A 14,595-nucleotide genomic window follows, 5' to 3' on the forward strand; every position below is an offset into this window, starting at 1 on the left:
ACCTGACTGGAGATTTCGATGCAACGAACCGACCTTGCCGAAACCGCTGTGGGCGCCGCGGTGCTCGCCGTCGCTATTGGCTTCATCGTCTACGCCCTGAGCGCGGGCGACCGACTGCGGCCCGAGGGATACGAGGCGGTCGCCCGTTTCGGCCAGGTGGGCTCGCTGGCGCCAGGATCAGCGGTCCGCCTGGCCGGGGTGAAGATTGGGTCGGTTGAGAGCGTATCCCTCGACCCCCGCTCCTTTCTGGCCGTTGTTCGCCTGGGTCTCGACCCTGCGATCAAGATTCCCAGCGACTCGTCGGCGAAGATCGCCAGCGACGGCCTGTTCGGCGGCGCGCATATCGCCATAGAGCCGGGCGGATCGCCGGAGGTCTTGGCGCGCGGCGGCGAATTCCAGAATACGCAGGGCGCGATCGATCTCCTGGGGATGATTGGTCAGGGACTGCGTCCGCAGGCGGTCGATGCGCCTGCGTCTGCGGCTGCCAAATAAGATGCCTGCGACTTCCAGGATCTTCAACGTCACGCGGTTTGTTCGCGTCGTCGGACAAGGCGGACTCGCCGCCTGTCGGGACGCCGGAGCCGTGACCCTGTTCGCCGGTCAAGCCTTTGCGGCTATGGGCAGGCGTCCCTGGTTCTTGGGCCAGATGGCCCGGCAGGTTTGGGTGATTGGTTACAATTCACTGCCTGTCGTCGGCCTGACGGCGATCTTCACCGGCGCGGCCTTGGCGCTCAACATCTATACCGGCGGAGGGCGCTTTAACGCCGAACAGATCATGCCGCAGATTGTCGGGCTAGGCATCACGCGCGAACTCGGCCCGGTCCTCGCGGCGCTCATGCTGGCTGGCCGGGTTTCCGCCGGGATCGCTGCCGAGATCGGCGCGATGCGCGCGACCGAGCAGATCGACGCGCTGCGCACCCTTTCGACCGACCCGTTTCAATACCTCATCGCGCCCCGCCTGGCGGCCGCCATCCTGGTGCTTCCGCTCCTGACCCTCGTGGCCGACGCCATTGGCGTGGGCGGGGGGTGGCTGGTGGCAAGCCAGACACTTGGTTTCAACCCAAACGTCTATATGCGCGCGACCATGGATTTCCTTCGGGGGTGGGACATCGGTTCGGGTCTCGTCAAGGCCGCGGTCTTCGGACTGATCATCGCCACGATGGGCTGTTTCCATGGCTTCAAGGCTTCTGGCGGTGCGCGCGGGGTCGGTCGGGCGACCACCGACGCGGTCGTTTCCGCCGCTGTTCTTATCTTCGCGTCAGACTATCTGCTGACGACGCTGTTCACGCACAAGCCGTGAGCGCGCTCCCAAAAATCGAGTGGCGCGGCGTCACCAAACGTTTCGGCGACCGCGCGGTCCTTGATCGTTTGCAGCTTTCGGTCCTTCCCGGGCGGTCCCTTGTGGTCATCGGGGGATCGGGCCAAGGCAAATCGGTGATGCTCAAGACCGCTCTTGGCCTCCTTCGGCCAGAGGGCGGCCAAATTCTGATCGACGGCGAGGACGTCGCGCGGCTGACCGGACGAGCGGCGCAGCAGCGGTTCTCGCGCCTGGGCATGTTGTTCCAAGGCGCGGCCCTGTTCGACAGTCTGAGTGTCTGGGAAAACATCGCCTTTCGGCTCATCAACGCTGATGGAATTGCCCGTCATGAAGCCAGGCGCCGGGCCCTGGGGGCCCTCAGCAAGGTACGGCTTGGCGCCCGCGTCGCGGACCTCAATCCCGCCGAGCTCTCTGGAGGCATGCAGAAGCGTGTCGCACTCGCGAGGGCCATCGTGGCGGAGCCCGAGATCATGTTCTTTGACGAGCCGACCACCGGCCTAGACCCGATCACCGCCAGTGCGATCAACCAGCTCATCACCCAGCAGGTCAAAGGGTTGGGCTGTACGTCCGTCACCATTACCCATGACCTCGCGTCAGCCCGCGCGATCGCCGATGAGGTGGCCCTGCTCCATGACGGGAAGGTTCAGTGGCAAGGGCCAGTGGCCGATCTGGACCGATCCGAGGACCCCTATGTGGAGCAGTTCGTCGGCGGCTTTGTCTCGGGGCCGATCACGTCTGACGTGTGACAACAGTGTCGGCGAATTGCCATGCGCTATCGCGCCAGCGGGCCCAGGATCAGCGAACATGAACGCAGCAAGTGTTGGGCTGATATGATGGTGAGATGCTGTTCGGGGTAGTCAAATCGGCCAAATTTTACAGATTTGAGTGACGTCAGATCTGCAAAGCAGGGTTTGAGCTTGGGCAGAGCTGCCTCGAGATCGCGGTCTTTCAAGATGATCAACCCATTGCGGCCGACGAGCATGCTGAGATCTCGTCCGTAGGCGAAGCCACGTGGATCGGCTGAGGCCACGACAATGACGTGCTCGCCGGACGTGGCTTGGCCGATCTTTCCGGCTTCCATCCATTTCGGCGACACGATGAAGGCATCCTGATCGTGATATTCTGGAAGCGCCTGCAGCGCTTTGACGATTGGCGTCCATTCCACCAACTCCACCGAAGGATCGCCCTTGGGGAAGGCGGTTGGCCACAGGCGCCCAATCGCCCCCGTCGATGCCTCAATCAAGAGGAGTCCCCAGAGCGACAGGAGCGCGCCGCCGGCCAGCAACACCCATCGCCGCGGCCACCGGCGTATGGCGTCGGCCCGCGCAAGCCGGTCACCAAGTAGCGGCATGACAAAAAGCCAGGCCGGCATGGACCAATGGGGCAGCGCGTTCTGTCCCCAAAGTGGCGTGACGGTGAAAAGCGAAATACCAGGCAGGCTCAGCGCCAGGCAGAACGCGCGCCTTGTATCTGTCCAGTCACGCGGGGTCTGGGGCCACATGGCCGCCACGGCAGGCGCATAGACCCACGGCAGGAGAAGCGCCATCTGTCCCAGGGCCGCGGTCAGGATCGCCGTGGGGCGAAGGTCGTGGGCAGGGGTGGCGCGGCCGCCTTGAAAGAGGAAGGAAACCCAGCCGTGCTTGGCGTTCCAAACGATCACGGGTGAGACGATGGCCATCGCCAGGACCGCTGCGATGTAAGGACCAGGCCTTCGGAGTTGGGAGCGTCCCTGCGGGGTAGTCAGCAGGAGCAGAGCGACCCCAAGGGCGAACAGGACCGCCTGGTACTTTGAGAGACCCGCCAACCCGATCCACACGCCGGCCAGCGGCCAGGAGATGTTGTGGACGGCAAGCGGACCGGCGCGCCGGGCGTCGGGGAGGGTCAGCAAGGGGGCAAGGCGATTGGCGGCGGCCAGGAGGCAGAAGATCAGCGGACCATCGGGCAGAATCCATCCCCCGGCGGCGACGGAGAAGAAGCCTGCGAGGTTGATCGCGATGACCGAGCACAGCGCCGCCGCCGAGCCAAAAAGCCGGCGTGTGAGGGTGAAAAGCAGCCAGGACGAGCCCGCGAACAGCAGGACGAACGGCACGCGGGCCGCGCGGCCATATCCAAGGACACCACCGAACAGGTGGATGATCCATTGGTGCAGCGGAGGGTGATCAAAGTACGAAAGCTGGAGATGCCTCGCGATCGACAGGGAGTAGGATTCATCGACTCCCAGACCGAGCCAACCGGCGGATATCAGACGAAGCCCCAGAAACGCGGCGATCCAGGTCAGGGCCCGCCTGGTCATCTCAGTCTCAACGGGCGTGGCGCTGGCCCGAACCTGCCTGCGCCAGCTCAAACCCTGGATGTCCGGCTTGGGCGCAGCAGGGCCGCGCACTCGCCGCCGTAGGCCGGCCCTCTGGATAGGCCATTGCGATCCGCCCGCGGTTCAACGGCGCCGACAATCCTGGTCACGGTCGAGACGGATGCGTCCCGGACGCCGCCAGCCTCGGCCTCATTCCCAGCCGGGGAGTTGTCGCCCAGGACCTCCGCTACCAGAGCCCGCTTGGGCTTTATCGCCTGATCAGCCCCAACGGCCAAATCGACAATGTTGTCGCACTTCGCCCTACCCGTCGCCTTGGCGAGAGGAGCGTATCCATGAAAGTCGAAGGGGCCGAAACGCTTCCTGGTGACGTGCGCGACCCTGCCAGCGTGTCCGCCTGTGCTTAGGCGCGACTTGCCGGCGGGTGTGACCTTGACGTCGCCCGCAACCACGAAGGCGTTGAGGCTATCCGTTCCGGGGGCGTCGGGGTGCGCAGGCATCGGTCCCATGACACCGAGCCCCTTCGCCGACCGCCGGACTTTGGGGCGAATTGAGGTATACGGCACGGGCTCGAAGGCGAACGCCAGGCGATCGGTGATCCCATGCTCAAGGGGCAGGGGAGCGGCGTCGTCCTGGCCTTTGGAGGTCGACCGACGACCATCGACCAGCTGGAGGGCGCCGTCCGCTTGAGCTGGAAATTGACCGGTCTCTGGCTCCAAATTCCGGCCGGCCCTGGCCGAGACCGCCACCAGCGCGGACAAAAGGGTCGGGGCGAGGGTAGGGCGGGCCGGCATGGGCTCACTCGAATTTTCGACAGAGAATGGGCTCTCGGTGGCCGACGAAGCTGTGCCGCTGGGTCCTCAAAAGTTTTGCTGCGCCCGCCCACGGAGCCGGAGGGGCTGAGATTGGCCTTTGGTAATCTCGCAGCCATGGTCCGGTGACGACGGGGCCCTCAAAAACGGGCATGGTTTCTTGGCGGACCGGACTGTTGAAGGGCGACGCATGACATTGGGCGGCCAACGGGCCACATCCACGCCACCGCCTGCCGCGGCTCGACGCGTCTCGATGGCCCGGCTGGTGTTGGTCTGCGGCCTGGCGGCCCTCTCGCAATCACTGGCTGGCTGCGCCGCCTACCGCCCTTTGCCATTGCCCGAGCGGCCGCAGTTCTCGGGCATGGTGAGCGGATTGACGGTCGACTCCGTCCAACCGCGACTGACGCCACTGAGATCCATTCCCATTGATCCGGCAGACGGGCTGGAGCCGACCGAGCTGGCGGTGCTGGCTGTGCTGAACAGTCCGGACCTTGCGGCGAAGCGGGCGGCCGCGAAGGTGGCCGACGCCCAGATATTCGCCGCCGGCCTGTTGCCCGATCCTCAACTGTCAGCGTCCGTGGACAAGCCCATATCAGGGCCGGACACCCACACCGCGCACAGTCTAGCCGCGGCGATGGATCTCGGCGCGCTGCTGGCGCGCCCTCAGATCCGGCGGGCGGCAAAATGGAACGCCAAGCAGGCGGACCTCTCAGTCCTATGGGCGGAATGGGGGGTCGCCCAGCAGGCCCGCCAGCTCGCCGAGTCGGCGATGGCCAACGAGAGGCGCGCGGCCAATTTGCGCGACCTGCTTCGCCTCGCCACCAGCCGCTCGGAACGCTCCGATCAGGCCCTGCGAAATAGGGACGCGACCTTGCAGACCGCCGCCGCGGACCTCGCGGTCCAACTGGACGTCCAGGTCCAGGTCGCTACCGCGCAGCAGGATGCAGGCAAGGCGCGGCGAGACCTAAACCTGCTCCTGAATCTGGAGCCGGGCGTCATGCTGCCGCTGGTCGCGGGGCCCGATGCAACGCCCTATGACGAGGCCGCGATCCGCGCCGCGCTGGACAGCTTGCCGGCGCGACGCCCGGACCTCCTGGCGCTGAAGGCGGGCTATGCCGCCCAGGACGCCAATCTGCGCAAGGCCGTCCTGATGCAGTTTCCGCTCACCAGTCTCGGCGTCGCGTTCGCGACCGACACGGCCGGGGTGGTCACTCGCGGTCTGTCCGGGGCCTTCGCCCTGCCCATCTTCAATGGCGGACGAGGCGAGGTGCGGGTTCAGGACGCCACCCGTGCGCAGCTGCGAGCGGAATACCTCGCCCGGCTGGACCAGGCCGCCGCCGAGGTGACGTCCGCCCAGATTGAACTGGCGAACGCCCGCCGCCAGGCCCAGGCGCTGCGGGCCGAGGTTCCGCGTCTGGAGGCCCGCGTCCGTCCCGCTGTCGCCGCCTATGACCGCGGCGATATCGACAGTCAGACCTACCTGACCCTCTCCCAGGCCGCCCTCTCGCGCCGCGCCGACCTCGACAATCTCGAGCTCGCCGCGCGTCTCGCGCAGATCAGCCTGGAATCCGCTCTGTTCATGCCGCCGGTTGACGCGAAGGCTTCGAAATGACCCGCAGACGACTGATGCTGGGCGGCGCTATCTTCCTGACCCTGGCGGCCGTGCTGGCATGGGCCCTGCTGCGCGGCGGGCCGGACGAAGCGCAGGCCGATCCGGCGACCATCGCCACGGTGACCCTGGCGACAATCCGTCGGGTCGAGCTGCCGGAGGTGATCTCGGCCTACGGCGTTGTGCAGGCGGACGCCTTGGGCGCCCAGACCATCGCTTCGCCGAAAGCCGCGATCATATCGCGCGTCCTGGTGCGCGCCGGGGAAAGTGTCGCCGCGGGCCAGCCGCTGGTCGAGCTCGCGAACGCGCCGGGCGCGCAAATGGCCTTCAGTCAGGCCGAGAGCGCGGCGAGGTTCGCACAGGCCGATCTTGCCAGGGTTCAGCGGCTCCATGAGGCGCAGTTGGCGGCGAACGACCAGTTGCTCGCCGCACGCAAGGCCGACGCCGATGCGCAGGCGGCTCTTGCGGCGCAGCAAATGCAGGGGGCGGGACGCGCCCTCCAGGTCATGGTCGCCGCGAAGGCGGGCGTGGTCAGCTCGCTGTCCGTCGCCGCCGGGGACCATGTCGCCCAGGATGCGCCGATGCTGGTCCTCGCCCACCTGGATGGGGCGGTGGTCAAGCTGGGCCTGGAACCGGGGGCGCGGGTCGCGGTGGGTCAGCAGGCGATGATCTATCCGGTATTTGGCGCGCCGCCCATCGCTTCCAGAATCACCATGGTCGGCCGCGCCGCGGACCCGCTCACCAAGACCCTGGATGCGATCGTTCCGCTGAACGGCGCGAACCTGCCGATCGGGAGCGCTGTGCGAGGCGAGGTGACGACAGCGACCCACAGCGGATTTCTGGCGCCCCGTGCGGCCGTGGTTTTTGACGAGACCGGCCCGCACCTCTTTGTGGTGTCGCGGGGGAGGGCGCGCCGGGTGTTTGTCGGTGTCGGCCTTGACCAGGGCGATCAGATCGAGGTCAAGGGCCAGGTCGCGTCGGGCGACCAGGTGGCGGTCGAAGGCGCCTACGAGCTCCAGGACGGTATGGCAGTGAAGGTGCGCGGCAAGTGAGCATCGCCCAAATCGTCTCGCGGCGGCGGCGCTCGCTCCTGACCTTGCTGGCCATGCTGGTGGCGGCGGGCGTGGCCGGGGCGCTGATCATGCCGGTCAGCCTGTTTCCGACCGTGCTCTTCCCACGCATCGCGGTGACCATCGAGGCCGGAGACCGGCCGCCGGGTCAGATGGAAGCGGTCATCACCCGGCCCATCGAGCAAGCGGTTCGCGCCATCCCTGGGGTCCGAAACCTTCGATCCACGACGAGCCGCGGCTCGGCGGAGCTGTCGGTCAATTTCGCCTGGGGCTCGGACATGGATCTAGCCTTGCAGCGGGTTGAGGCCGCGGTGACCCGCGCCCAGGCGGGGCTTCCCTCGGGGGTGGCCTTCGATGTCCGGCGCATGGACCCCACGGTCTTTCCTGTGGCCGCCTACAGCCTGACCTCCAAGAGCGCGACGCCGGTGGAGTTGCGACGCTTCGCCGACCGCACGCTGTCACCTTCGCTTTCCACCATCAACGGGGTGGCCCGGGTGACGTCCCAGGGCGGGGCGGCCGGCGAGTACCGGATCGAGGCGGATCCCGCCAAGCTTTGGGCGTACAGCCTGTCGCTGGGTGATGTCGCCGCAGCAATCACCGGCGCCAATGTCCTGGCCGCCTCCGGACGGATCGAGGACCAGGGCAAGCTGCTGCTGGCCCTGACGGACTCGCGTCTGACGGACCCGCGCCAGATCGAGGACGTGGTGGTCAAGTCGGGCGGGAGCGCCGTCGTCCGTGTCCGTGATGTCGCTCAGGTGAGGGCCGCGCCGTCGCCGCAATGGATTCGGGTCACGGCGGATGGACGCGATGCCGTGCTGGTTCAGGTCTATCAGCAGCCGGGCAGCAACACAGTTCAGATCGCGCGGGACGTCCAGTCCGCCTTCCATCGACTGACCGCTCGGGGCCCAGCCGACATGCAGGTCAAGGCCTGGTACGATCAAAGCGAGTTGATCCTGGATTCCGCGTCGTCGCTGCGCAACGCCATCGTCATCGGCGTGGTCCTGGCGGCCCTGGTCCTGTTGGTCTTTCTGCGTGACTGGAAGATTACCCTGGCCGCGGTGGTGGCTGTTCCGGCGGTGCTGGCGGCCACCAGCCTGGTGCTGAAAATCACCGGCCAGAGCTTCAACATCATGACCCTGGGGGGCATGGCCGCCGCCATCGGCCTGATCATCGACGACGCGATCGTGATGATCGAGCATATCGAACGACGTCTCGCCCAGGGGGCCGAAAAGGGCCGAGCCACGATTGAACGAGCGGTGTCGGAGTTCCTCAGGCCTCTGCTGGCCTCGTCCGCGGCGACCATCGTCATCTTCATACCCCTGGCGTTCCTGACCGGCGTCACCGGCGCGTTTTTCAAAGCGCTGTCGATCACCATGGCGGTCGCCCTGGTCATCTCATTCCTGGTTGCCTGGTGGCTGGTTCCGGTGCTTGTCGAGCAACTGATCAAGACCCGAGGCCACGTGGCCGAACTCGATCCGAACGGCAGGATCATGAGGCGGTATCGCACGGCCCTCCAGGGCGCCGTGGCCAGGCCGCGCCTGACCGTCATCGGCATCGTGGTCCTGGCCGCGGTGGGCCTCCTGGCCTTCCGCAGCGTCGGAACCGGCTTCATTCCCAAGATCGATGAAGGCGGCTTCATCTTCGACTATGTGGCGCCGCCCGGCATGTCGCTGACCGAAACCGACCGATTGATGCGCCAGGTAGAGGAGATCATCCGCGCGACGCCGGACGTCGACACCTATTCCCGCCGCACAGGCCTGCAGCTTGGCGGTGGGCTGACGGAGCCCAATCAGGGCGACTATTTCATTCGGCTCAAGGCCAAGGGGCGCCGCCCGATCGAAACGGTCATGGACGAGGTCCGCGCCAAGGTCCAGGCGCAGGTGCCGGGCGTCGAGGTCGAGACCGCCCAGTTGATGGAAGACCTGATCGGCGACCTCACCGCCGTGCCCCAACCGATCGAGGTCAAGCTCTATAGCGACGATGTCAATCTGCTGCACGCGACCGCCCCCAAGGTCGCCGAGGTGATCGGCAAGGTGAGCGGCGTCACCGAGGTCAAGTCCGGCATCGTCATCGCCGGCGACGGTCTGGAAATCCGGGTCGATCCGGCGCGCGCGGAGCTGGAAGGCATCGACAGCGCCGAGGCGAGCCAGCAATTGGAGGGCCTGCTGTCCGGCATCGTCGCGACCCAGATCCAGTCGGGCGCCAATCTGGCCGACGTCCGGGTCTGGACCCCCGCCGCCGGTCGATCCCGTGCGGCCCAACTCGGCGGGCTGATGCTCAAGTCTCCGGCCGACGGTCACCTCTTTCCGGTCGCCCGGATCGCCTCGATCCGCATCGTCACCGGGCAGGCGGAGATCACGCGGGAGAACCTGCGTCGCATGGACGCCGTGACCGCGCGGGTGACCGGGCGCGACACTGGTTCGGCCGCGAAGGACGTGCAGTCGGCGGTGAGCCGCTCCGGTGTCCTGCCGGCTGGGGTGAGCTTCGAAATGGGGGGGCTGTTCGCCGAGCAGCAGGCCGCGTTCCGCGGCATGGCCCTGGTGTTCGCCGCCGCGGTGGCCGCCGTGTTCGTGCTTCTGCTGGTGATCTATGAAAGCTTCCGGACCGCGTTCGCCATCCTGGTCATGCCCCTAGCGGCCGCCTCGGCGGTCGCCATCGGACTGTGGCTGACCCGTGTCGAGCTCAACATCATGGCCCTGATGGGCGCCACCATGATCCTGGGGATCGCCACGGAGGTCGCGATCTTTTATTTCACCGAGTATGAGGCCTTGCTCGCGGAGGGCATCGATCCCGAACTGGCGCTGGTCCAAGCGGGCGTGAACCGGTTGCGACCCATCGCCATGACCACCCTGGCCGCGATCCTGGCCCTGGCGCCGCTGGCCCTCGCCCTAGGTGGTGGCTCGTCGATGGAACGGCCCCTTGCCATCGCCATCATCTCGGGCCTGATCGCCCAGGGCCCGTTGGTCCTGCTAGGCATGCCGGCCCTGTATCGGCTTTTGGGGGGAGCACGAGCGGGCGAGCGTGTGAGCGAGCCGGGGCGGTCCGGTTGACCGCGCGACACATTCTAAGAGCTGGATGGCGTCTCCCGAAGCCTGGATCCGGCTCTAAGCTCTTGTATTAGAGCAAGATTCAACGATCAGACGATTTCGTCTGATCGCGTCGTGCTCTAGCGCCCGACGATGAGGAGTTCAAAGGTTCCCGGCGCTACGGTTGGCCGGCCGCCCCCGACTCCGGCCACATACTGGGCGGTGGGGAGAAACACCCGTCCAGTCGCGGGGTCGAGGGTGAGGGTGCGGGCGCCCTTCTGAGTGGCAACCGTGTCAACCAGCCTGGCGTCGCCTCGCGCCACCGAGATGACCGACAAGGTCCCCGACTTCCCGGCCGAGACGAAGGCGAGTTTGCGGCGGGTATCGAAGGCGACCCCATCGGCTCCATCGCCGATGCTGACTTGACGGACCACCTTGCCGCTGTCGGCGTCAACCACCTCGGCCAGCCCCTCGCAGGAGGAGATCAACAGCCGGTCGGCCGGGGCATAGGCGATGCCAGTCGGGCCGTCGCAACCGGCCAGGGCATAGCGCGCCGTCACCTGGCGGGCGGCGATGTCGACCACCGCGATCTCGTTCCTGTCTTCCACATTGACGAACGCGCGACCCTGTCCATCGACGGCCGCAGCCTCAAGGCGTCCGCCCACGGGGATGGTCGCCACGACCTTGTGCGCCCTGGGGTCGATCAGGGTGATGTCGCCCCCCACATGGTTCATCACCAGGAGCAGCCCAGATTTCGGGTCGATGATCGCGTCATCCGGCGCAAGTCCTGTGGGAAGGGTCGCCAGGGGAGATCCAGTCTTGGCGTCCACAAAGGTCACCATCGCCTTGGCGCCGTTGGTGATCAGAACCTCCGCGCCGCCATTGATCGGGAAGGCGGCGTGGCCCGAGGCCGCCGGCGCGAAGGCCTCGGTCACGGTGCGGGACTTGAGGTCAAAGGCGTTGACCGCGGTGGAGCGGGCCACCAGCACCCGATCGCGGCCGGCGTCGAAGCTGGCATAGTCCCAACCGCCGTCCGGACCGCCAATGCGGTCGATGACATGGTAGCCGGAAGGCCCGGCCAGGGCGGTGAGCGGGCTCGCAGAAACGGCGATGCAAAGGGCGACGAGTCGGGCGGTGTTCATGTGGCATGCATCCTGACACCCTGATGCTAGATCGGACCGCCAGCCGCGACCAGGGGCGAACCATCCGGTGGCGTCGTTTCGATTCCACGAGGCGTTCCCGAGCGAAGGCCATCATGGCTGCCATGTCATGAATTGCGTGGATGCCTTCACTTGAGAGGGTTTGGCGCTGCCGTATAAGATCGCCCCCGAAAATCAGTTTTCGATGATGTAAATCATCGCGACTTCTTTCATTCTGTTTAGAGATGATCTATCGTTTTCCCAAGCGACCTGAAGATATCTCAGGGAATTGGCCCTCAATACGCGCCGAATTTCATCTCGGATGACGCACAGGCGCCTAGGCGGAGGAACGCTACATGTCACGTTGTGCAATCAACTTGTCGGCGACGGCGGTGCTGGCGCTAGCCCTTGCGGCATGCGGACGAGCCGGAGCCTCCAGCGACGTCGCGCCTCCGAGCCCCACCACAAGCGTCGCTTCGGTGGCTGTTCCCGCGGCATCCAGCGCAGACGCCGCGCTGCTTGCAGCCGCAGAGCCCTTCGAGAAACTGACAGAAACCGCATTCTCCGCAACACCTGCGGACCTTGATCTCACCATTGGAGAGGTGCGGACCGCCGCGGCGGGCGTTCGGAGCGCATTGAGCGCCAGCGCCGTAGGGCTGCTCGATGAACGGCTCGCCGCGATCGCATCGGCGCGCGGGGCAGACAGGCGCGCAGATCTCGCAATCGCGGCCGTCGAGGGCTACCGCGTGCTCGTGAGCGCGGTGTCAGCCGCCGCCAAGGTCCCCACGGCGGTGAACCTGCTCGATTATGCCGGCTTCCGCTATGATGCGAACCTCAAAGCCAAGCCGGCCCGATGGGCGGACATGGTGCAGGCGATGGCGTTCGCCCGCGAGCAATGGTCCTCGATTTCTTCGCGCGTGACAGACCCAGCCTTGCGCGGGCGAATGGACACATCGCTCGCGGAGATGGAAGACGCCGCGAAGCGTCGGGACGTGCCGGCTGCGGCTGCGGCCGCGCAGCGAGAACTTGCTTTGGTCGATGATCTTGAGAAATTCTTCAACGCCCCCTAGCCGCCGGGATTGTCGCGCTCCTGCCTGCGCCGCAATAGCTTGCTGAAATTGGGACGCAATGGACCTCGCGCCCAGGGCGGATGAGCGTGCCGTCCGTCGTCATGGAGCGCTGAGGACCAGCCCGCTGGTCGTAGCCAGGGCCAAATCCATCCTATCGCCGTGCATCTGTTGCGCGAGGGGACGGTCGTGAGAAGGTCACGCAGGCTTCCAGGCCGGGATTTGCGTCGGCGAGCTTGACCTCGGCTCCATGCAGTTCGGCCACTGCCGACACCAGAGCCAGGCCCAGACCGCTCCCCGGCGTGGAACGGCTTCGCTCCAGGCGGTAGAAGCGATCAAACAGCCGTTCGCGCTCCGCGGCCGGAACCCCTGGCCCGTCGTCGATCACCGTCAGCTGCGCGCCGCTCCCATTGTTGGAGGCGCGAACTCGAATTCGGGAGCAGGCGCCGGCATGACGCAGGGCGTTCTCAACGAGGTTGACGAGCATCTGGGTCAATAGTTCGGGATCGCCTTCAATCAACACCGGTCCTGCCGCCTCCAGTGCAAGCGTCTGGCGGGCGTCTTCGGCCGAGGGGGAGAAGGCCTCCACAACGGTTTGCGCCAAGGCGGAAAGGTCGGTCGGTCGGAACGCGGCGCGTCGGGCCCCGCCCTGGATCTGGGCGATCCGCAGGAGGGCGGCGAACGTGTCGAGGATGGCGTCCAGGTCCGTCAGCGCGCTCTCCAGCGCCTGGCCGCGTTCCCCTGGCTGGGCCAGGCCCGTTTCCAGTTTCTGCCGCAGCCGAGTCAGGGGGGTGCGCATGTCGTGGGCGATGTCATTGGATACCTGTTTCAGGGTCTCCATCAGAGCGGCGATCCGGTCGAGCATGCGATTGAAGGTCGCCGCCAATCGGTCCAGGTCATCGTCTGAACCCCGCAGCGGCACCCGGCTGGCTAGGTCGCCATCAATGATGGCTTCGGCTGTGGCGGAGATCGCCGCCAACCTCCGGTGTATGTCACGACTGAAGGCGTAGCCGCCGCCGACGCCTAGAAGCACTACTCCGACGAAGGCCCAGCCAAATCCTCGGATGACCGCGCCGTCCAGGGTCTCGATACGGTCGAGGTCGTCGCCGACAACGAGCCTCAGGTCCCCGGGAAGACGGCTCGTATAGACCCGAATGGGTTCGAGTTCCCCGCCTGGCTGGGCTATCCGCAGAACCGACCAGCCCAGGGGAGCCTTGGCTCCCGCCAGACGGCCCGCCATGGCCAGGGGGCCTGGGCCTTCCAGACCGTAGTTCAGGGCGCCGGGCGTCCGGTCCCGTTCGCGCACCGCGCCAAGCACACCGGGTAGGCCTTCAGTTCGAAATTCCTGCACCAGCGCGGCCGATTCTGCCCGGATCCGGGCATCGACATCGGCGGAGAGCGCCTGGCGCGTGGTGTACAGGGTCAAGGTCCCCAGCACGACAACCGCGATGGAGAACATCAGGGTATAGACCGCCGCCAGGCGCAGGCTTGTGGAGCGGAACATCTAGTCGGGTTCGTGCAAGATGTAGCCGGAGCCACGCACCGTCTGGATCAACTCGCACGCATGGCCGCGATCCACCTTGCCTCGCAACCGACTGACGTGGGTCTCCACGATATTGGTCTTGGGATCGAAGTGAAAATCCCAGACATTTTCGAGCAGCATGGTGCGGGTCACCACCCGTCCCGCATGCCGCATCAAATATTCGAGCAGTTGAAATTCGCGCGGTTGGAGGTCGACACGCTGCCCCGCCCGCGTGACGGTTCGCTTCAGCAGGTCGAGCTTCAGGTCCGCGACGATGAGTTCGGTGCGCACTTCCTGGGGCGGCGGCCGGCGCGCGAGGGCGTTGACCCGAGCCAACAACTCGGCGAACGCGAATGGCTTGACGAGATAATCATCGGCACCGGCCTCAAGCCCTTCGACCCGATCGTCGATTCCGCCCAAGGCGGTCAGCAGCAGTACTGGCGTCTTCACGCCAGAGGCGCGGATGGTGCGAAGAATCGCCACGCCGTCGATTTCAGGCAGCATCCGGTCGAGCACGATGACGTCGTAGGGCTCCGCCGCCGCCAGCATCAGGCCGTCGCGGCCCCGATCTGCGAGATCGACCGTGTGACCAGCTTCGGACAGCGCACGCTTGAGATAGGCGGCGGCTTCCTTGTCGTCTTCGACGATGAGCAGCTTCATGCTTAGACCCAGCTTCGATCCCGCGGTGACGGGACGGTCCGGCGGTAGCCCGCCGGACCGCCGA

11 protein-coding genes are annotated in these 14,595 nt (G+C 66.3%); 7 read left to right on the forward strand and 4 right to left on the reverse strand.

Annotation, left to right across the window (positions count from 1 at the left end; all coding sequences use genetic code 11):
• Window positions 1-18 precede the first annotated feature (18 nt).
• From mlaD to AC1RN5_RS21290, 3 genes are read left to right on the forward strand one after another with little or no spacing between them, the layout of a single operon-like run.
• Window positions 19-492, forward strand: coding sequence for an outer membrane lipid asymmetry maintenance protein MlaD (gene mlaD, locus AC1RN5_RS21280; protein ID WP_493043724.1), 474 nt, complete (start codon window positions 19-21; stop codon window positions 490-492).
• Window position 493: 1 nt separating this feature from the next.
• Window positions 494-1,300: an MlaE family ABC transporter permease gene (locus AC1RN5_RS21285; RefSeq protein ID WP_493044090.1), complete on the forward strand. Its 807-nt coding sequence runs from the start codon at window positions 494-496 to the stop codon at window positions 1,298-1,300.
• Window positions 1,297-2,064: an ABC transporter ATP-binding protein gene (locus AC1RN5_RS21290; RefSeq protein ID WP_493043726.1), complete on the forward strand. Its 768-nt coding sequence runs from the start codon at window positions 1,297-1,299 to the stop codon at window positions 2,062-2,064. Before AC1RN5_RS21285 ends, AC1RN5_RS21290 begins: the two co-directional genes overlap by 4 nt.
• 26 nt (window positions 2,065-2,090) lie before the next feature.
• Here AC1RN5_RS21290 and AC1RN5_RS21295 read toward each other — a convergent pair whose 3' ends face one another.
• Complete coding sequence (locus AC1RN5_RS21295; RefSeq protein ID WP_493043728.1) at window positions 2,091-3,611, reverse strand: ArnT family glycosyltransferase; 1,521 nt, start codon at window positions 3,609-3,611, stop codon at window positions 2,091-2,093.
• Window positions 3,612-4,691: 1,080 nt separating this feature from the next.
• On the opposite strand from AC1RN5_RS21295, the gene AC1RN5_RS21300 reads away from it, so the two are divergent.
• The 3 genes from AC1RN5_RS21300 to AC1RN5_RS21310 are packed head-to-tail and all read left to right on the forward strand — an operon-like array spanning window position 4,692 to window position 10,167.
• Window positions 4,692-6,050: a TolC family protein gene (locus tag AC1RN5_RS21300; protein ID WP_493043730.1), complete on the forward strand. Its 1,359-nt coding sequence runs from the start codon at window positions 4,692-4,694 to the stop codon at window positions 6,048-6,050.
• Window positions 6,047-7,099, forward strand: coding sequence for an efflux RND transporter periplasmic adaptor subunit (locus AC1RN5_RS21305; protein WP_493043732.1), 1,053 nt, complete (start codon window positions 6,047-6,049; stop codon window positions 7,097-7,099). The genes AC1RN5_RS21300 and AC1RN5_RS21305 overlap by 4 nt, the downstream gene beginning before the upstream one ends.
• Window positions 7,096-10,167, forward strand: coding sequence for an efflux RND transporter permease subunit (locus AC1RN5_RS21310; protein ID WP_493043734.1), 3,072 nt, complete (start codon window positions 7,096-7,098; stop codon window positions 10,165-10,167). The genes AC1RN5_RS21305 and AC1RN5_RS21310 overlap by 4 nt, the downstream gene beginning before the upstream one ends.
• Before the next feature lie 116 nt (window positions 10,168-10,283).
• Here AC1RN5_RS21310 and AC1RN5_RS21315 read toward each other — a convergent pair whose 3' ends face one another.
• A complete protein-coding gene (locus AC1RN5_RS21315; protein ID WP_493043736.1) occupies window positions 10,284-11,285 on the reverse strand; it encodes a YncE family protein in 1,002 nt (333 codons plus the stop codon).
• A 476-nt stretch (window positions 11,286-11,761) separates the two neighbouring features.
• Between AC1RN5_RS21315 and AC1RN5_RS21320 the strand changes: the two genes are divergently transcribed.
• Window positions 11,762-12,352, forward strand: coding sequence for a hypothetical protein (locus AC1RN5_RS21320; RefSeq protein ID WP_493043737.1), 591 nt, complete (start codon window positions 11,762-11,764; stop codon window positions 12,350-12,352).
• A 151-nt stretch (window positions 12,353-12,503) separates the two neighbouring features.
• Here the strand turns inward: AC1RN5_RS21320 and AC1RN5_RS21325 are convergent, their stop codons facing one another.
• The gene (locus tag AC1RN5_RS21325) at window positions 12,504-13,853 is read right to left on the reverse strand and encodes a sensor histidine kinase (protein WP_493043739.1); all 1,350 of its coding nucleotides are present in this window, start codon (window positions 13,851-13,853) and stop codon (window positions 12,504-12,506) included.
• Entirely contained in the window at window positions 13,854-14,531 is a 678-nt protein-coding gene (locus AC1RN5_RS21330; RefSeq protein ID WP_493043741.1) for a response regulator, read from the reverse strand.
• Window positions 14,532-14,595 lie beyond the last annotated feature (64 nt).

The sequence above is a fragment of the Phenylobacterium sp. GW821-FHT12F10 genome, from assembly GCF_058806695.1.